13 protein-coding genes are annotated in these 19,578 nt (G+C 39.5%); 5 read left to right on the plus strand and 8 right to left on the minus strand.

What is annotated here, in order from left to right; all coding sequences use genetic code 11:
* Nucleotides 1-21: 21 nt before the first annotated feature.
* Nucleotides 22-3,213, plus strand: coding sequence for an efflux RND transporter permease subunit (locus AB3G38_RS14285; RefSeq protein ID WP_367864559.1), 3,192 nt, complete (start codon nucleotides 22-24; stop codon nucleotides 3,211-3,213).
* A 76-nt stretch (nucleotides 3,214-3,289) separates the two neighbouring features.
* Nucleotides 3,290-4,123 (plus strand): hypothetical protein, encoded by an 834-nt coding sequence (locus AB3G38_RS14290; protein WP_367864560.1) that lies wholly within the window; start codon nucleotides 3,290-3,292, stop codon nucleotides 4,121-4,123.
* Nucleotides 4,124-4,140: 17 nt separating this feature from the next.
* On the opposite strand, the gene lpdA is transcribed toward AB3G38_RS14290, so the two are convergent.
* The 3 genes from lpdA to AB3G38_RS14305 form a co-directional block, all read right to left on the minus strand.
* Nucleotides 4,141-5,547 (minus strand): dihydrolipoyl dehydrogenase, encoded by a 1,407-nt coding sequence (gene lpdA, locus AB3G38_RS14295; RefSeq protein ID WP_367864561.1) that lies wholly within the window; start codon nucleotides 5,545-5,547, stop codon nucleotides 4,141-4,143.
* A 79-nt stretch (nucleotides 5,548-5,626) separates the two neighbouring features.
* Entirely contained in the window at nucleotides 5,627-7,294 is a 1,668-nt protein-coding gene (locus AB3G38_RS14300; protein WP_367864562.1) for an ArnT family glycosyltransferase, read from the minus strand.
* Nucleotides 7,295-7,303: 9 nt separating this feature from the next.
* The gene (locus AB3G38_RS14305) at nucleotides 7,304-7,750 is read right to left on the minus strand and encodes a GtrA family protein (protein ID WP_367864563.1); all 447 of its coding nucleotides are present in this window, start codon (nucleotides 7,748-7,750) and stop codon (nucleotides 7,304-7,306) included.
* 238 nt (nucleotides 7,751-7,988) lie between these two features.
* On the opposite strand from AB3G38_RS14305, the gene AB3G38_RS14310 reads away from it, so the two are divergent.
* The 3 genes from AB3G38_RS14310 (at nucleotide 7,989) to AB3G38_RS14320 (ending at nucleotide 12,353) form a co-directional block, all read left to right on the plus strand.
* The gene (locus AB3G38_RS14310) at nucleotides 7,989-9,869 is read left to right on the plus strand and encodes a CocE/NonD family hydrolase (protein ID WP_367864564.1); all 1,881 of its coding nucleotides are present in this window, start codon (nucleotides 7,989-7,991) and stop codon (nucleotides 9,867-9,869) included.
* A gap of 6 nt (nucleotides 9,870-9,875) precedes the next feature.
* A complete protein-coding gene (locus AB3G38_RS14315) occupies nucleotides 9,876-11,531 on the plus strand; it encodes a M1 family metallopeptidase (RefSeq protein WP_367864565.1) in 1,656 nt (551 codons plus the stop codon).
* A 96-nt stretch (nucleotides 11,532-11,627) separates the two neighbouring features.
* On the plus strand, nucleotides 11,628-12,353 hold the full coding sequence (locus AB3G38_RS14320) for a head GIN domain-containing protein (protein WP_367864566.1): 726 nt from the start codon (nucleotides 11,628-11,630) through the stop codon (nucleotides 12,351-12,353).
* A gap of 73 nt (nucleotides 12,354-12,426) precedes the next feature.
* On the opposite strand, the gene AB3G38_RS14325 is transcribed toward AB3G38_RS14320, so the two are convergent.
* The 5 genes from AB3G38_RS14325 to AB3G38_RS14345 all read right to left on the minus strand — a co-directional run bounded on the left by AB3G38_RS14325 (nucleotide 12,427) and on the right by AB3G38_RS14345 (nucleotide 19,552).
* A complete protein-coding gene (locus tag AB3G38_RS14325; protein WP_367864567.1) occupies nucleotides 12,427-13,422 on the minus strand; it encodes a hypothetical protein in 996 nt (331 codons plus the stop codon).
* A 125-nt stretch (nucleotides 13,423-13,547) separates the two neighbouring features.
* Nucleotides 13,548-14,438: a hypothetical protein gene (locus tag AB3G38_RS14330; protein ID WP_367864568.1), complete on the minus strand. Its 891-nt coding sequence runs from the start codon at nucleotides 14,436-14,438 to the stop codon at nucleotides 13,548-13,550.
* A gap of 132 nt (nucleotides 14,439-14,570) precedes the next feature.
* Complete coding sequence (gene odhB, locus AB3G38_RS14335) at nucleotides 14,571-15,803, minus strand: 2-oxoglutarate dehydrogenase complex dihydrolipoyllysine-residue succinyltransferase (RefSeq protein ID WP_367864569.1); 1,233 nt, start codon at nucleotides 15,801-15,803, stop codon at nucleotides 14,571-14,573.
* Nucleotides 15,804-15,823: 20 nt separating this feature from the next.
* Nucleotides 15,824-18,619 (minus strand): 2-oxoglutarate dehydrogenase E1 component, encoded by a 2,796-nt coding sequence (locus AB3G38_RS14340; RefSeq protein ID WP_367864570.1) that lies wholly within the window; start codon nucleotides 18,617-18,619, stop codon nucleotides 15,824-15,826.
* 54 nt (nucleotides 18,620-18,673) lie between these two features.
* Entirely contained in the window at nucleotides 18,674-19,552 is an 879-nt protein-coding gene (locus AB3G38_RS14345; RefSeq protein WP_367864571.1) for a MerR family transcriptional regulator, read from the minus strand.
* Between the last annotated feature and the right edge of the window lie 26 nt (nucleotides 19,553-19,578).

Genomic DNA, 19,578 nt, shown 5'->3' on the forward strand with positions numbered 1-19,578 from the left:
AGCATATAAATCTATATATAGATGAAATTAACAGAAATATCAATAAAAAGACCTTCGCTTGTCATCGTTGTATTCAGCGTACTGACATTACTGGGTTTATTGAGCTACTTCTCTTTAAGTTATGAGTTGCTGCCCAAATTCTCTCAGAATGTTGTATCTATTTCTACAGTATACCCAGGTGCATCGCCGAGTGAGGTAGAAAATACGGTAACCAAGAAAATTGAGGATGCAGTGTCCTCCATGGAGAATATCAAGAAACTGAATGCAGTTTCTTACGAAAGTTTATCCGTAGTGACTATTACCCTGAATGATAAAGCGAATGTGGATTTATCATTAAATGAAGCACAACGTAAAGTAAACTCCATTCTGAAAGATTTACCAACTGATGTAAAACCACCCTCATTAAATAAGTTCTCACTGGATGACTTACCAGTAATCACGATGTCAGCATCTGCAAAAATGGATGATGCTTCGTTCTACGATCTGATCGACAAACGTATTGCTCCGATTATATCCAGGGTAAACGGTGTTGCACAGGTGAACCTGGTAGGTGGCCAGGAACGTGAAATTGAAGTGGGTCTGGATGCAGACAAAATTCAAGGATACGGCTTATCCGTTTTACAAGTTCAGCAGTCAATTCTAACATCCAATCTTGACTTCCCTACTGGTAGTGTAAAAACACACGACCAGGATATATTAATTCGTTTATCTGGTAAGTACAAAAACGTAGATGAGCTGCGTAAATTAGTTGTAGGTACAGGAAAAGATGGTGCTCAGATTCGTTTGCAGGATATTGCAGATGTTAGAGATGCACAAAAAGAAGTGGAGAAATTAGCACGTATAGACCGTAAAGGTGCGATTGCAATACAAGTCATCAAACAATCTGATGCGAATGCCGTAGAAGTAAGTAAAAGCGTTCACAAGGTAATCGAAACTTTGCAGAAGGATTACGTGAAAAATAACTTAAAAATCACAATTGCTAATGACAGTTCTATTTTTACACTGGAATCTGCTGATGCAGTAATTCATGATTTAGTCCTCGCTATTATTCTCGTTGCTTTTGTGATGCTTTTCTTCTTGCACAGTATTAGAAATGCCCTGATTGTTATGGTTTCTATTCCAGCCTCACTGATCGCAACTTTTATTGGAATCAGCGTATTAGGTTATACTTTAAACTTGATGTCTCTACTGGGCTTATCACTGGTAGTAGGTATTTTGGTGGATGACGCGATTGTGGTATTGGAGAATATTTACCGCCACATGGAAATGGGTAAAAATAAAGTACGTGCAGCGTACGATGCAACCAGCGAAATTGGTTTCACCGTAGTCTCCATTACCCTGGTAATTGTAGTTGTATTTTTCCCAATTGCTATAAGTACGGGTTTAGTTTCCAATATTTTGCGTCAGTTCTGTGTCGTAGTAATTATTGCGACTATGCTTTCATTATTAGCATCCTTCTCTATCGTTCCTCTTTTATCATCCCGTTTTGGTAAACTAGAGAAAATAGAAGGTAAGAACATATTTGGTCGTTTCATACTCTGGTTTGAAAAACAACTGCGCAAATTTACTGTCTGGATCACAAGTATCTTAGAGTGGTCTCTGGCAAACAGAACACTCACGATTGTAATTGTAGTTGTTCTGTTTGTAGCCTCAATAATACTAGCAGTTGCTGGATACATCGGAACAGAGTTTTTCCCTAAAAGTGATAAAGGAGAATTCCTTGTACAAATAGAGCTTCCTAAGGACGCATCCATAGAACAAACGAATTTGATGACACAAAAAGCAGAAGCCTTTTTAGTTAAAAAACCAGAAATCATACAGTTAATCACTACTGTTGGGCAATCAAGTGGTGATTTTGGAGGAACACAAGCTACAGCCTATAAATCTGAGATCAATGTAAAATTGGTTGAACGCGATAAACGTGAAGACGTATCGAGTATTTATGCGACAAAAGTAAGTCGTGAACTGGCTAAAGTATTGGTGGGTGCTAAGGTAAAAACTGTTCCGATCAGTATTTTAGGTATTGCAGAAAATGCACCCATTGAACTGGTAGTTATGGGCTCAGACTTAGACAGCGCAATGAAATATGCCGAAGGTGCTAAGGCTGTTCTGGCGAAAATTAAAGGATCAGCAGAACTTAAACTATCCGTTGAGAACGGTAGCCCCGAGATTAATGTACAAGTAGACCGCGATAAGATGGCCGCTCTGGGTCTTACCCTGCAAACAGTAGGTGCAACTATGCAAACTGCTTTTAGCGGAAATACAGACGGTAAATTCCGTAGAGGAGAATACGAATATGACATTAATATCCGTTACCAGACATTTAACCGTAAAAACATTGACGATGTAAGAAATCTGATCTTTGTGAACACGACAGGAAAACAGATTAAGTTATCCCAGTTTGCAGCGATTACTAATGGTTCAGGACCAAGTCAGTTGGAAAGAAGGGATAAGAGTACTTCTGTTTCAGTAAGAGCGCAATCTATTGGTCGCCCAACAGGCACAATTGTAGCAGAATTCCAAAAACAATTAGAAGATCTGGAAAAATCAGGTAAACTTAAAAAACCTATAGGTGTAAGTTATGTATGGGCAGGTGATGCTGAAAATCAGGGGGATGGTTTCGGAACCCTGGGTATAGCCTTATTAGCATCCGTTATATTGGTATATCTTATTATGGTAGCGCTCTATGATAGTTTTGTATATCCTTTTGTCGTGATGTTCTCAATTCCTTTATCAGTTATCGGAGCATTGCTTGCACTAGCACTGACTAATAATGCAATTAACATCTTTACAATTTTAGGGATGATTATGCTAATCGGACTGGTAGCGAAAAATGCGATTATCCTCGTCGATTTCACCAATCAAATGAGGTCTGAAGGAAAAACTACGCATGAGGCACTTATTCTGGCTAACCATGCACGTTTACGTCCAATTCTGATGACGACAATTGCCATGGTAATTGGTATGATGCCAATTGCGTTAGCAAGTGGTGCAGGTGCAGAATGGAAAAACGGTTTGGCCTGGGTAATTATAGGAGGATTATTAAGTTCATTATTCCTGACGCTAATATTTGTACCAGTAATGTACCAGTTATTTGACAGATTACTTGAACGTCTTGGATTGAATAAAAAAGGAGTCACTATTGATGAATTGATGGTAGAACCTTACGATCATAAAGAAGTTCATGAATACGATTTAGATCAGCAGCATTAAGACAATTCGTTATAAATTTAAAAAAGGAACCCATTGTGGTTCCTTTTTTGCGTTATAGAAATGCATAACAGTAATTATGAAATATATACTTTTATTTATCTTTCTTTTAACCTGCTCATTTGTGGTTAAGGCGCAGCATCCTCCAGTATTTGAAGGCATGACTACAGACAGCACCAAACTCCTTTTAGGGGATATGGAACTGAATCTTATTCAATACACTTACAATGCACCCGGCATAAATTTCCTGGCTATTCATGACAATGAAGATACTGGAGTAAAAGCTGCTTTTGATTACATCGCTATGAATGGAGGAAGTATTGTAGACTGTCAATATGGAGGCGCGAGAAATTTTAAGTTCATGCAGGATGAGGTTACTTATCAAACAGACCCTAACAGCATTTATACAGATGAAGGCATCCCGATCGGACTCGAGAAATATGGAGTATCCAGTGAAGCTGTAATTGCCGAACTAAAAAAAACCGGTAAAACTATTCTCAAGACTTACAACCCTAAAAAATCAGCTTATATTTTTACCTTGCATAATAACGCAGACGGTGGATTTGGCATTCAAAGTTACCTGCCGGAAAACGAACTGGGAAGCACTGCAGACTCTGTTCACGTCAACTATGAAATGGATGAAGATGATATGATACTTGTCACCGAACTGAAACTCTTCAACCTGTTAAAAAAAGCAGATGTAAATGTGGTTTTGCAATCAGAAGAAGCAGTGGATGATGGTTCACTATCTATCTATGCCATGCAAAATAAAATTCCCTATATCAATGTAGAAGTACAACATGGTCATCAGGAAGAAAACCTCAGACTGATACAACTTGGTGTAACAACTTTAGCTGAAGCTTATCCAAAACTGGGCATAAAAAAACCCGCAGCCGGGACTGCAGGTTTTTAATAACTATAGAACGAATCTTAAATATGAATCGCTCTGTTTGCAGTTGCAGCCATAGCTGCTTCTTTAATAGCTTCAGTATAAGTAGGGTGTGCGTGACAAATTCTTGCGATATCTTCAGCAGAAGCGCGGAATTCCATAGCTACAACAGCTTCAGCAATCATATCAGCAGCACGTGGGCCGATCATATGAACACCTAATATTTCGTCAGTAGCTTCATCAGCCAGGACCTTTACAAAACCATCAGTATCCATACTTGCTTTAGCACGTCCGCTTGCTTTGAATGGAAAAGACCCAGCTTTATATTTTACACCTTTTTCTTTCAATTGCTCTTCAGTATAACCTACTGATGCAACCTCCGGCCAGGTATAAACAACACCTGGAATCAGGTTATAGTTAATGTGTGGTTTTTGACCTGCGATAGTTTCTGCTACAAAAATACCTTCATCTTCTGCTTTATGCGCAAGCATTGCACCTGTAATTACATCACCAATGGCATATACACCTTGTACAGCAGTTTCTAAATGTGCATTAACAGGAATTTTATTACCGCGTTCTTCAGTTTTAATACCAATATTTTCTAAACCTAAGCCTTCCGTATAAGCTGTACGGCCAACAGCTACGATACAGTAATCAGCTTCTAAATTCATTTCTTCGCCTTTAGCGTTCAATGCAGAAACCGTTACTTTTTCACCTTTCGCAGTTGCACCTGTTACTTTATGGCCCATAAAGAATTCCATACCCAGTGATTTTTTCAATACACGCTGTAATTCTTTGCCTAAACCAGCATCCATAGTAGCGATGATAGAAGGCAGGTATTCCACTACAGAAACTTTAGTTCCCAAACGTGCATAAACAGACCCTAATTCCAGTCCGATTACACCACCACCAATCACGACCATCGTTTTTGGAACTTCTTTTATATTTAATGCTTCTGTCGAAGTGATGATTCTTTTTTTATCTATGGGTAAAAATGGTAAAGCAGTAGGTTTAGAACCCGATGCAATCACTACATTTTTAGCCGTAATTGTTTCTGATGTTCCGTCAGTTTTGGTAATCCTGATTGTATTTTTATCTACGAAAGATCCTAAACCTTCAAAACTGTCAATTTTATTCTTTTTGAACAAGTAAGTGATACCAGCCGTATTTTGAGCAACCACATCATCTTTACGTGCAATCATCTGTGGCATATTCACAGTCAGATCTTTCAGGTCAATTCCATGAGTAGTGAAAGTATGTGCAGCATTATGATAATGCTCTGAAGAGTCTAACAAGGCTTTAGATGGAATACAACCTACATTCAGGCAAGTTCCACCAAAAGTTTTATATTTTTCTATAACTGCTGTTTTTAACCCTAATTGTGCACATCTTATTGCGCTAACATAACCACCAGGACCAGAACCAATAATAACGACGTCGTATTGCATAATGATAAAATTTTGTTGTACAAAGTTAATAATCCCCAATGGAAATAAGGCATCAGCAAGGGGGTTTCTTGTTAATCTTTCAATTAATCAACACTACTTCGGTTACAGACAATGTCTGCTCACGGGTAGCATGATTTAAAAACTTTCCTTTGACCATGGTAATCCGGTAATTCCCAAAAGTTTTAAGGCGTTTAACCTTTACGCCCTGCTGAATATAACGATCTACCAGTTCCGTGTCCGCATACAGCAGATAGGGTTTTGCGGGCAATAAAGATTCTTCTCCCGGCCTAAAGAAATAAACAGGTGCATTGACATAAAAATCAAGCGAATAAGCAAAGCCAAGATTGCTCTGCACTACCGGTAAACCCTTTGTATTGTGGGCATTGATCCAGAATGCAGCCTCACTATCCCCCTGATATTTCACTAACCGGGGATAATAAGCCAGGTTAAAATACAGATTAACAAAAAAGGCAATCGTACAAACCTGGAAGAACACTTTATAATGACTGTCAATTGGCCGCAGAGACACCACAATAAATAAAGCTACAGCTCCAGCCAGTAACAATGCAGAAAATACGGTGATATTATCTGGCTGAAAAAAATAATGCAATACCACAATCAGGAACATCATAATGCCCCCAACAATCAGCTGCATCATACGGATTGCCTTTACCGAACGCTCTAATTTAACCTTGCACAGATATTGCGCGCAGATAATCGTAAAAAACGGAAATACGATAGTAATATAAAAAGGCAGTTGGAATTTGGATAAAGAAAAGACCAGTAAAGTCAGGAAAGAACCCGAAATACAGAACCATTCCGTCCATAAAGGTTTCTTAAAGTTCTGGCGGAAAAATTGAAATATTGCTGTATAAAGCAACAAACTCCAGGGTAAAAATGCCCATAAAATAGTATGTAAAAAGAATGTCGGATCACCATTTGACTTCTTGATCGGCCCACTGTTAAAAAAGCGGCCAAACTGACTATCCCAAAAGAAAAACTTAATTCCGGATACCCCCTGACGGCCAAAAACAATCTTCTCAGGATGAACATCAAACTGGTGGTATAAAGTATAAAGTTCCGGAAGCATAAAAACAAGGATCAGTACTGCTGCCAGTAACCACCTGAAATTAAAAACCATTGACCAGTTCTTTTTGATCAGCAACTCTCCGGCTATAGCCCCTGCTATTGGGATCAACGCAAAAATCCCTTTTGTCATTACCGCACAGGCTGCAAATACAGACGCAATCACTAAATGCCCTAACCATTTTTTGCCCAAAGCCTTATAAAAGTGATAAACACTTGCGATAATCAGTCCGGTCAGAAAAGGCTCTGCACGAACATCCATCGTACAAATCAGGATATGCTGCGCCGTTAATAAAAGCAGAACAGCCCATAAACCAACCTGCTTTGAATAAAGCTCTTTAGCAAATTTATAGGTATATACAGCAGCAAGCATGATAAAAAGTATCCCCGGCAGTTTATAAGCCCAGGTATTGATGCCAAAGGTTTTGAAGAAAACAGCTGTCACCCAAAAAGGAAAATGAGGCTTATCCAGCCAATCCTTTCCTTCAACCATCAAATCAATGAAGTTATTATGCTGTGCTATATTTTTAGCGATGGAAGCATATAAAGCACCGTCAGGCCCGATTACGGTCACAAATAATCCGGTAAAATTTAACAGAACAGCAAACCCGATAAAAAGGTAAAGCCATTTTGTAGTTTGATCTGCCAGTACTTTCTGCATAAGTGTGGATTAGATTGATTTTTCTTTGTCAGAAGATTTGAAAACAAAGAAATAGTTTGCACTGAAATTCCAGAAGAAAACAATAAAAATGGCTATCGCTTTACTCACATAAAAATTAACTGAAAGCAAATTATCCAATAAAAAGATAATCGCCGAATTTAAGAGCAGACCAATTAATGAAACGATAAAAAAGACGGTAAACTGTAATCCCGGCTTCGACTTATTGGCTTTAAATGTCCAGTTGCGATGGATGATGTAATTGCTGATTACCGCAGCGGTAAAACCTATTCCGTTTGCTATGAACTTATTAAAACCCAGCTCATCCTTAAAAAACCAGGTCAGCGCAAAATCAATGATCAATCCCGAAACCCCTGTGATTCCAAACTTTAGGAAAGCCAGAATTTTTGGCGTTAATAAAGAGGAAAAATAGGAACTACTGAATTTATTTTGCGGCATGATTGGTTATTAGGTGAACCAAAGGTACAATCATTTTAGAATTGAGGATCAAAATGAGTAACATTTTAGATTATATAGTGGTCTATTTTATAAAAAAGGTGCTATATCCCTTATATTTAGCCCATCTAAACTTTTCATATGAACCCGGCATGATTAAAATAATTATTAAACCCGCAAGGCAATAATTATTTTAATCATCAAAGGCTCCATCTAACAAAAACTTAAAATAAATAAACAGATGAACCCTTCTTTTAAAATATTCTGGTTAGCCCTCTGCTTTCTGGTAACAAGCTATTCCGCTATTGCACAGGTGACTGATTCCGCCTATGTCCGTGACAATTACACTAAAATCGAAAGACAAATCCCTATGCGGGATGGCGTTAAACTGTTCACTGCGATTTATATTCCAAAAAATAAAAATCAAAAGTACCCTTTTATGCTGAACCGTACTCCTTATACCAGCAGCCCATATGGCGAAAATCAATACAAAACTACCTTAGGCCCGGATCCTTTATTTCTGAAAGAGGGGTTCATCTTCGTTTATCAGGATGTGCGCGGCAGGTGGATGAGTGAAGGTGAATTTGTAGATGTACGCCCTCAGATTGCCCATAAGAAAAGTAAAAAAGACATCGACGAAAGCTCTGATACTTACGATACCATAGACTGGCTGATTAAAAATATCCCCAATAACAATGGTAAAGCAGGTATTTACGGGATCTCTTATCCTGGATTTTATTCTACAGCATCTTTACCAGGTGCCCACCCGGGTCTGAAAGCAGTTTCTCCTCAGGCTCCGGTAACAGACTGGTTTCACGGAGATGACTTTCACCATAACGGAGCATTTATGCTGGCTGATGCTTTTAATTTTTATTCCGTATTTGGTGTTCCAAGGCCAAAACCAATTACTCCGGACAAAGGACCTAAAAGCTTTAAGTTCCCTATTAAAGACAATTACCGCTTTTTCTTAAGTGTTGGTGCACTAAAAAACGTGAAACTGAAATACTTTGGTGATACCATTAAATTCTGGAATGACCTGATGGCTCACGGTACATATGATTCCTTCTGGAAAGCCATGGATATCCGTCAGCACCTCACTGATGTAAAACCAGCCGTGCTGGTAGTTGGTGGTTTCTTCGATGCCGAAGATGCTTATGGAGCTTTACACACTTATCAGGCCATTGAAAAACAAAATCCTAAAGCCAAAAACAGCCTGGTTATGGGCCCATGGTTTCACGGAGGCTGGTCAAGAGGAACAGGAGCTGGTTTTGGAGATATACAATTCGGTCAGCAGACCAGCACCTGGTATCAGCAGAACCTGGAATTCCCTTTCTTTATGCAATATCTGAAAGATAAAAAAGATGCAGACATAGCCGAAGCAACTATTTTCCTGACTGGCAGTAACCAGTGGAAGAAATTCAGCAGCTGGCCGCCTCAAAATACAGAAGAACAAACACTATACTTCCAGGCCAATGGAAAACTAAGTTTTACAGCGCCAGAAACAGGAACAAGTTTTGATGAATATGAAAGTGATCCTAACAACCCGGTTCCCTATCAGCAAGGTATACAAGAGAAAAGAACCAGAGAATATATGATAGACGATCAGCGTTTTGCGGCGCGCAGACCTGATGTGAAAGTTTACCAAACAGACGTTCTTACAGAAGACATCACACTGACAGGCCCCATAATGGCCAAACTATCTGTATCTACTACAGGTACAGATGCCGATTATGTGGTTAAATTAATTGATGCTTATCCAGAAGACGAACCAGATCCGGCAATCAATCCAAAAGGGATTATCATGGGCGGTTATGAAATGCTGGTTCGCGGCGAAGTGATGCGTGGTAAATTCCGCAACAGTTTTGAGCAGCCTGAAGCTTTTGTTCCAGGTCAGATCACCAAAGTAAACTACACGCTTCCGGACGTAGGTCACACCTTTAAAAAAGGACATAGAATCATGATCCAGGTACAAAACTCCTGGTTTCCTTTAGTAGACAGAAATCCACAGAAATTCCTGGATATTTACCATGCAGATGATAAAGACTTTCAGAAAGCAACCCACCGTATTTATCATGATAAAGCAAATACTTCTGCTTTAACGGTGACCGTATTAAAACCTTAATTTATTATGAAAAGATTATTTATCAGTACCCTCATTGTATTCATAGCCCTTTTTCAGGCGAATGCGCAACTCTTACAAGGGAAGCACACCTTCTCTCGCGCAGATACATTAAGAGGTATGCTGACCCCACTGCGTACTTGTTATGACATCAACTATTACCACCTGGATGTCAAAGTGGATATCGGCAGCAAATCAATCAGCGGAAGCAATGAGTTCAATTTTACGGCGACAACAGACTTCAAACAACTTCAGTTTGACCTGTTTAGTAACCTGACGATTGAAAAAGTAGTGTATAAAAACCAGGAGCTCCCTTTCAAAAGGGAGTTTAATGCTGTATTTGTAACTTTTCCAGCCACGATTAAAAAGGGAGCAAAAGACAAATTTGAAGTCTTTTACTCAGGCAGCCCGGTCATTGCCAGAAAACCACCATGGGACGGAGGTTTCATTTTCAGTAAAGATGAGGCTGGCGATCCCTGGGTATCTGTAGCCTGTCAGGGCTTCGGTGCAAGTTCCTGGTGGCCCACTAAAGAACATCAAAGCGATGAAGTTGATAGTGTGTTAATCAGCATCAGCGTCCCTAAAGATTTACAGGAAGTATCAAACGGAAGGTTGCGCAGTGTTGTAGATAAACCTGATGGCTACAAACAATACAACTGGTTTGTGGCAAATCCGATCAATAACTATAACATCACATTTTATATCGGGAAATATGCCCATTGGACAGACCTTTACAAAGGAGAGGATGGAGATCTTACCTTAGATTACTGGTCGCTGAAAGCCGATAGTGCAAAAGCAAGACCACACTGGGATGCAGACGTAAAGCCAATGCTTAAAGCATTCGAACACTGGTTTGGTCCTTATCCATTCTACAAAGATGGCTATAAGCTCGTTCAGGCTCCGCACCTTGGTATGGAACATCAAAGTGCTGTTGCCTATGGCAATCAATTTAAGATGGGCTACCTCGGTAATGATTTATCCGGTTCAGGCTGGGGCTTAAAGTTCGATTTCATTACTGTACATGAAAGTGGTCATGAGTGGTTTGGCAATAACATCACCTCGAAAGACATTGCTGATATGTGGATCCATGAAAGTTTCACCAACTATTCAGAGTCATTAATGGTTGAATCCCTTTATGGAAAAGAGGCTTCCACAGCTTATGTAGTGGGTATAAGACATAAAATTCAAAATGACGTACCAATCATTGGTGTTTACAATGTAAACCACGAAGGCTCAGGCGATATGTATTATAAGGGAGCGAATATGTTGCATACCATACGTCAGCTTATCCAGGATGACGAGAAGTTCCGTCAGATTTTACGTGGCCTGAATAAAACATTCTACCATCAAACAGTCACTACAGCACAGGTCGAAAACTATATCAGCAAAGAAAGCGGCCTGAAATTATCCAAAGTATTTGATCAGTATTTGAGAACCATTCAAGTACCTGTGCTCAGTTACAAAATCAAAAACGGTAAATTAACCTACCGCTGGACGAATGTAGTGGAAGGGTTTAATATGCCGGTTAAAGTATCGCTGAAACCCGGAACGTTTAGCTTTATTTATCCAACCACGACATCAAAAACAATTGCTGTTCAAAGCGGTATAGATGAATCCAGTTTTAAAGCCGACCCTAATTTTTATATTTTGTTGAAACCATTATGATTTTTCAAATCATATAATGAAAAAAGCATAAATAAAATGCGGACGTTTATGCAACTAATCAAATATTTTAACGTCCTATAAAAAAACCTAACAAAAATGAAGAAATTAAATAGTTTACTCTTACTCGCCCTGCTTACGCTCGGTTCTCACGTTAACGCGACCTCTCCTATCCGGATTGCCAAATCTTTCAGTGAAGAAGAAAGACCTGTTGGAAGTTTCAAAGGAGTTGCTACAGGCGGCCCCCTGACTGTAAAAATCACGATGGGTAATAAAGAATCAATACGTCTGGAGGGTGATCAGGAAGCCATTGCTAACCTGACAACTGAAGTAATCTCAGGCCTTCTGACTATTAAACCAAAAACTAAATGGAATGACTGGTCAAGAAAATTCAACAGTGCCCATGTAACTGTTTACATCACAGCAAAAAAGATTACTTCCTTAACTTTGAGCGGATCAGGTAATATCGTAGTGGAGAATGCCATTAACTCACCCGAACTCGTAGCAACCCTTAGCGGCTCTGGAGGCATTACTGCCAGTGCAAATGTAAAATCATTTACAGGCACCATCAGTGGCTCGGGTTCAATTAAATTAAGCGGTAAAGCGGACGACTCAAACTTGACCCTGAGTGGATCAGGCGGTTTCAGAGGTAAAGATTTTGCCGTAAATGACCTGTCTGCTCAAATCAGCGGTTCAGCTAATATCAGCATCACAGCTAACAAAAGCATTGAAGCAGTAATCAGTGGCTCAGGCAGCATCCGTTATTCAGGAAATGCGACAGTTAAAAAAACAGTGATCGGATCCGGAAGTATAAGAAAAGAATAATTATTAACTCCCTATAATAAGAAAGGCCCTGTATTTCAAACAAATGCAGGGCCTTCTGTTATTTACAACAATTTTATAAAGGCAAATTAAAAACATGGACCGACTGGTCCTTAAATTTCTGGTAAGCAGGCTGATCAGATTTCGCCTTATCAGAAACCACAACGATCTGTGTATCGCTGATAAAAGAAACACCCTCTATATTCGCATACAATACATTATTACCTGACCCCACAACCCCACTGCTATTCCCTTTAGGAAACTCATAGGTCTTACCTCCGGTAATTGTCCAATCTGTACTGTTCAATGTACCAACCCACAATTTAGAATCCTGCTGCGAGGTAATTGCTACTCTGTTCCCATAAACAGTCAGCTCAGAATAATCAGTAAAACTTGCCGGAGAAGGCAGCGTAATTTCTGTAACTTTCTGCCATTGGTTGTTATTTTTCTTTAAAACGGCAATCTTTCCTGTTCCTTCCACCAAACCCAGCAGATAGTCATCTCCACCACGGGCAACCCAGGCAATTCCTTCAAATCCCTTATTGCTGTTTGCTTCTGTAAAATAGTAATCTGCCCATAAGCTGCTCTGATAAACCATATTTGAATTATACTCGCGGATACGTGGCTGATAGCGGCTGCCATGCTCTACAGCTTCTTCCACTACAAAGAAAGCCGGTGTACTTTTAGCTGCATAAGTGATCCCTTCAAATCCTGAATCACCTGAGCCCGAACCAAGCAAACTGTTCTCATTGCTATTCTCCGGTAAAGTCTGCCTGATCTTGGCAATCTCAAAGCGATTATCAGAAGCCACATAAAAATAACCATTCAGATAATAAACCCCACTGGCTTCAAACTTATCATCCTTATTATAGCCTTTAATCAACTTATAGATTTTCGCCTCCGCAATCGGAGCTGCCAGTACTGTAACTCCGGCAGCAGAAGCAGCAACAGCTGGAGAAGCAGCTTGTGCTGAAGAAAGACGCTCCGGTACAACACGGTCATTCGCCTTTTTACAGGCAAAAAAAGACACCGCTACAAGAGCGGTGCAAATTAACACTTTAATATTTTTCATAGGTATACGATTTACCTGCAATATCCACTATAACTATCAATAAAATAACTTGTTTTTGTTATTTTTTCGTTAAAAAACAAAACATGCCCTTAAACGCTTCTGCAGCTTTTAAAAAGGACTAAATTTTAAAATTGGTATCCTAAAGCCCAGAAATTCTGTACATAGTTAATCTTCTGACTTGCCTTATCCAGATCATCCCTGCCCGTAGTATGGACAGTTTTCAAATTAGTTGCCCCAACCTTTGTTGTATTCTGAATGTACAATCCCCTGGTCACATAAAACTTCAGACCAATTTTAGCAGAAAAACCATAACCAGCAACATTCCAGTGATTATTTCTTCCCTGCTCAAATAAACGTACATCCGACCTTGGTACCATCATACCGCCACCAAGACCAGTCTCTAAAGTTAAAGAAGTCTGTTTGGAAGGTGCAACCCAGATATCATCATAACGCTCAATCTCAATATTCGCATAATTGAACCCGTCAGTATGCTCATAAGTAAGCATCTTACTCGTTACATCAATCATTTGTCCATTATATGTTCCCGCAAGCGCACCAGTAGGTACACCAGGTTCAGAAATATTCTCTCCGATCACACCAGTAATCGCTACCCTTTGCGGAATATCCATGACATACTTCATGTGATCCCAACCAATCGAAACACTATAATTATCCGAAATAAAATAACCTACACGAAGATTATACTGAGGCTCAGAGACCTTTGACGGATTTAAATAGTTCCACTTTAACGGAGACTGCCTGTCATGGGCAACTACATCCTTCAATGTAAAATCATAATTAGGCCCTGTAAAGTTAATATCACTCTTTCCATACCATGAATGATTATATCCCCAATGCACAAAAAAATCACCTTTTCTGGAGAAATTTCTCTTGATCTCATTAGAAAATATACTCTTTCCAATCTTTACCGGATTATCCGTTGTATTTGTAGTTTCTTGTGCCTTCGTTTTTTTACCAAAAACCAGGAACAACAATAATAAGTAGCTTTTTTTCACCTCACAAAAGTACTGAAATCCTATCGAAAACGAATTTTCGCAAAACATATGACACGAACAAGACGCAATAAAAAACAAAAAAATCCTGCCGTAACAAAACGGCAGGATTTTCAAAAATATATTAATCAGTAATTATACGCCTAACAACAAACGTGCAGGATCTTCTAATAACTGTTTTACTCTAACTAAGAATCCAACTGACTCTCTGCCATCAATGATTCTGTGATCATAAGATAAAGCAAGATACATCATCGGGCGAACCACAACTTCACCTTTTTCTGCAATCGGACGCTCAATAATATTGTGCATGCCTAAAATCGCAGACTGAGGCGCATTGATAATTGGCGTAGACATCATCGAACCAAATACACCACCATTAGTGATTGTAAACGTTCCACCAGTCATTTCTTCCAAAGTCAATTTACTATCACGCGCTTTAGTTGCCAGCTCAATTACAGACTTTTCAATCTGTGCAAGTGTCATGCTCTCTGCATTTCTGATAATTGGAACAACCAATCCTTTAGGTGCAGAAACAGCAATAGAAATATCTACGAAATCATTGTAAACAACAGACTCCCCATCAATACGTGCATTTACAGCAGGGAAATCTTTCATAGCCTCACAAACAGCTTTCGTAAAGAAACTCATGAAACCTAAACCAACACCATATTTCTCTTTAAACTGATCTTTATATTTTCCGCGAAGATCCATGATCGGTTTCATGTTCACTTCGTTAAAAGTAGTTAACATAGCCGTTTCATTCTTCACTGCAACTAAACGTTTCGCAACGGTTTTGCGCAATGGAGACATTTTTTCTTTGCGTTCATTTCTTGAACCTGCAACCGGTGCAGCTACAGTTGGTGCAGCTTTTTCAGGAGCCTTAGCCGCTGGTGCAGCCGTTTTCTCCGCTTTAAGCGCATCATCTTTTGTAATTCTGCCATCCACACCAGAGCCTTTAACAGCTGCTGCGTCAACACCTTTTTCTGCAAGAATTTTACCCGCTGCCGGTGAAGGGGTACCCGTTGCATAACTCCCGCCGTTTCTTTCCGCTACCGGAGCAGCAGGCTGAGCATCATTAACCACTGCTTTTTCCTCAGCAGCTGGTGCTGCCGCTTTTTCCGGAGCAGCTCCACTAGTTTCGATAGAACAAACTACAGCACCTATAGCCAGCGTATCGCCTTCGGCCGCCACTATTTTCAAAGTTCCGGCTTGCTCAGCAGTTAATTCAAAAGTTGCTTTATCAGACTCTAACTCGGCGATTACTTCATCCATTTCTACGGCATCACCATCATTCTTCACCCAACGGGATAAAACAACTTCGGTAATTGATTCGCCTACTGGCGGAACTTTTATTTCTAGACTCATAATTGATGTATTATATTTTTCTAATCTACGTTATATGCTTTATTCACTGATTTCTTGGCAATTTTCTGATCCACCTCAGTTACAGGTGCTGCAAAAGATTTTGCCAGAATATAAGCTTGCTCATCTGCATGCTGCTTCGCAAATCCAGTTGCAGTACTGCTGCTTTCTTTTCTTGAAATCACTTCAATAGCACTGAATACTGTCTTTCTTGTTTTACGCAACAAATAAGGCCATGCACCCATGTTTTCAGGCTCTTCCTGAACCCATATAGCTTCTTTCGCATTTTTATAACCTTTATAAACTGCTTCCATTTGTTTCAATGGCGTAGGATATAACTGCTCAACACGAACAATCGCAACATTTTTGATCTCCTCTTTCTGTTGTTTCTCTAACAATTCGTAGTAAATTTTACCACTGCAGAACAACACTCTGTCTACCTCATTAGCCTTTACATTCGCATCATTGATTACCTCCTGGAATTTACCATCAGTAAACTCTTCCAGTTTAGAAACACAAAGCGGATGACGCAATAAGCTTTTAGGAGTGAAAACGATCAATGGCTTTCTGAAATCACGTTTAAACTGACGACGGATTGCATGGAAAAAGTTAGCCGGAGTAGTACAGTTCGTTACCTGCATATTGTAATCTGCACAAAGCTCCATAAAACGCTCAATCCTTGCAGAAGAGTGCTCCGGACCTTGTCCTTCATAACCATGAGGCAATAACATCACTAACCCGTTTTCACGCTGCCATTTTGTTTCCGCACTTGCGATATACTGATCGACAACAATCTGTGCTCCATTAAAGAAATCACCAAACTGCGCTTCCCAGATTGTTAAAGCATTTGGATTTGCCATTGCATAACCATACTCAAACCCCAAAACGCCATATTCTGATAAATGAGAATTGTAAATATCAAATGGAGCCTGCTGATCAGAAAGGTTACTTAAAGGGATATACTCTTCTTCAGAATCTTCCAGAGTTAACACAGCATGACGGTGTGAAAATGTACCACGCTCCACATCCTGTCCGCTTAAACGAACTCTCTTACCTTCAGTAAGCAAAGTTGCATAAGCCAGCTGCTCACCCATTGCCCAATCAAAAACATAACTTGAAGTAGCCATTTTATTACGCTCAGCAAATAGTTTTTCAATTTTCTTGAAGAACTTCTTATCCGAAGGTAAAGTACTGATCCTTTTTGCAATCTCTAATAGAGTAGTTTTTTTAACAGACGTATCCGGAGAAGTAACGAAATCTTCCGCACTGGCAATTCTCATGTCTGACCATGCACCAGCAAACTTCACACCTTTATAAGTAGAAGTAACTTCTTTAGCCTCATTTAACCTCTCCTGTAAAATACCACGGAATTCAACTTCCATTTCTTTTGCCAGGCTGGCCTCCATTTTACCTTCACCAATCAATTGTTTGATATAGATATCTCTTGGATTAGCATGCTGCTCGATGCTTTTGTATAATAAAGGCTGAGTGAACTTAGGTTCATCCGCTTCATTATGACCGAACCTGCGGTAACACAGGATATCGATGAAAACATCATTTTTATATTTCTGACGGTATTCCATAGCCAGGTTGATCGCATAAACCAACGCTTCCACGTCATCCCCATTCACATGGAAAACAGGCGAAAGCGTTACCTTAGCAATATCTGTACAATAAGTACTGGTACGGCCGTCTTTATAATTTGTAGTAAAACCAATCTGATTATTAATTACCAGGTGAATGGTACCGCCGGTTTTATAGCCATCCAGACCAGCCATTTGAATCACTTCATAAACGATCCCCTGTCCGGCAACTGAAGCGTCACCATGAATAAGAATAGGCGCAATACGCGAATCATCACCACCGTATTTGAAATCAATTTTAGAACGGGTCATTCCTTCAACCACACCATTTACTGTTTCCAGGTGGGATGGGTTAGGACATAAACTCAAATGCACACTTTTTCCGTCATTCGTAGTTACATCCGTAGAATAACCAAGGTGGTACTTCACGTCACCTCCAAAAGGAGATTCTGCACTGTAACCTTTACCTTCAAACTCTGCGAAAATATCTTTGTAAGTTTTTTGCATGATATTGGCAAGAACGTTCAAACGCCCTCTGTGTGCCATACCAATTACAAATTCTTCAATTCCCATTGCAGAACCCTTTTCAATCACTGAATCCAGTGCAGGAATTAAAGCCTCAGCTCCTTCTAAAGAGAATCTCTTCTGACCAAGAAATTTAGTTCCTAAAAAGTTTTCAAAGCTTACTGCTTCATTTAACTTTTTAAGGATTCTTCTTTTCTCTTCAATGGAGAAATTTGGAGTGTTCTGCACACTTTCCATTTTATTTTCAATCCAGCTCAATACCTCAGGTGTACGAACGAATTTATATTCCGCACCGATTGATCTGCAATAAGTTCTTTTCAGAAAGGTTACAATATCGCTTAGTTTGGCAGCACCAATTCCAAGTTCTATACTCGAATTGAAAATAGTGTCCAAGTCAGTCTGGCTTAAACCGAAGTTTTCTATATCAAGCGTTGGTAAATGATGACGTCTCTCTCTTACCGGGTTTGTTTGAGTAAACAAATGACCCCGCTGGCGATAGCCATTGATCAGATTTAAGACATTCACTTCTTTTAAAAAATGTTCGGGAGTTGCTTCACTGGCTACGCCTGCATCTGCTCCTCTTCCAAAATCAAACCCTTCAAAAAACTTCTGCCAGCCGAATTCAACCGCATTAGGATCTTCTTTATAAGCTTGATAAATAGAATCGATGTATTCGGCATTTGCGCCGTTGAGATAAGATAAATTATCCATTGTTTAAGAATTGGTATAAGTATGGCAAAATTAGGATTTTACCTTTAAAAACAGCTATAAATCATCAAGAAATTCTACGATTTCACAAACCTTTTTAAGTGGTGTCAGCCTATCGTCAAGAAGTATGTCAAATTCAGAGATTAAACTGCCGGCAACCAGCAGAGGCACGTCCATATAGTCCATCACCTTAGTCAATATTTTATTGATGTCTTTTCCAAGATTCAGAGAAGTAAGTACAATAAAAGCGTAATCAGGTTTATAATGTAAAATCACTTTTTTCAGATCACTATAGGGAATTTCCTGTCCAAGATACAGTGTATCCATGCCACATCGTTTGAGTAAATAACGGGCAAAGAGTAAACCTATCTCATGCATTTCGGCTTCCGGAAGGAATAACAGGAATCTTTTACGATCTTTTCTATCTGGCTTAGAGATCTTGTCAATCTCCACAATCATCCTGTCCCTGATCAGATTGGAAGCAAAATGTTCATGTGAAGGATCTATAGCACCAGTTTGCCACAACATACCAACCTTTTTCATAAATGGAAAAAGTACAAGGTCCATGGTATCAATTAAGCCTAACTCCTCAATACAACCAGAAAGAATTTCAGCAAATGCAGTTTCGTCATATTTTAAGGCGGCATCAGAAAGGCGCAGCACCTGTACAGTGTCATTGTTATAATCCGCTTGTAATTGCAGCACAAGGTCATTGATCTGTGCCTTATCCATTTTCGCAATGCGGCTGATTTTGTAACCTTTTTCATTCAAAGTCACAATATTAAGCAGATCCTTCAGGTCTTCCTCTTCGTAATATCTGATATTTGTAGCCGTTCTTTTTGGAGGCACCAGATTATACCGGGCCTCCCAAGCCCTGATTGTATGCGCTTTAATGCCTATTAAGCTTTCTATATCGCTGATTGAGAATCTTTTCACTTCATGTGATAACGCTCTTAAACAAA

Origin of the sequence: Pedobacter sp. WC2423, from assembly GCF_040822065.1 — a bacterium.
Classification (GTDB): Bacteria; Bacteroidota; Bacteroidia; order Sphingobacteriales; family Sphingobacteriaceae; genus Pedobacter.

Bases quoted from the DNA above. Each gene is read 5' to 3' on its own strand.
- AB3G38_RS14305 (WP_367864563.1), bottom strand. From the start codon at position 7,750: ATGCCGCAAAATAAATTCAGTAGTTCCTATTTTTCCTCTTTATTAACG.
- odhB (WP_367864569.1), bottom strand. From the start codon at position 15,803: ATGAGTCTAGAAATAAAAGTTCCGCCAGTAGGCGAATCAATTACCGAA.
- AB3G38_RS14310 (WP_367864564.1), top strand. From the start codon at position 7,989: ATGAACCCTTCTTTTAAAATATTCTGGTTAGCCCTCTGCTTTCTGGTA.
- AB3G38_RS14285 (WP_367864559.1), top strand. From the start codon at position 22: ATGAAATTAACAGAAATATCAATAAAAAGACCTTCGCTTGTCATCGTT.
- AB3G38_RS14325 (WP_367864567.1), bottom strand. From the start codon at position 13,422: ATGAAAAATATTAAAGTGTTAATTTGCACCGCTCTTGTAGCGGTGTCT.
- lpdA (WP_367864561.1), bottom strand. From the start codon at position 5,547: ATGCAATACGACGTCGTTATTATTGGTTCTGGTCCTGGTGGTTATGTT.
- AB3G38_RS14300 (WP_367864562.1), bottom strand. From the start codon at position 7,294: ATGCAGAAAGTACTGGCAGATCAAACTACAAAATGGCTTTACCTTTTT.
- AB3G38_RS14290 (WP_367864560.1), top strand. From the start codon at position 3,290: ATGAAATATATACTTTTATTTATCTTTCTTTTAACCTGCTCATTTGTG.
- AB3G38_RS14340 (WP_367864570.1), bottom strand. From the start codon at position 18,619: ATGGATAATTTATCTTATCTCAACGGCGCAAATGCCGAATACATCGAT.
- AB3G38_RS14320 (WP_367864566.1), top strand. From the start codon at position 11,628: ATGAAGAAATTAAATAGTTTACTCTTACTCGCCCTGCTTACGCTCGGT.
- AB3G38_RS14315 (WP_367864565.1), top strand. From the start codon at position 9,876: ATGAAAAGATTATTTATCAGTACCCTCATTGTATTCATAGCCCTTTTT.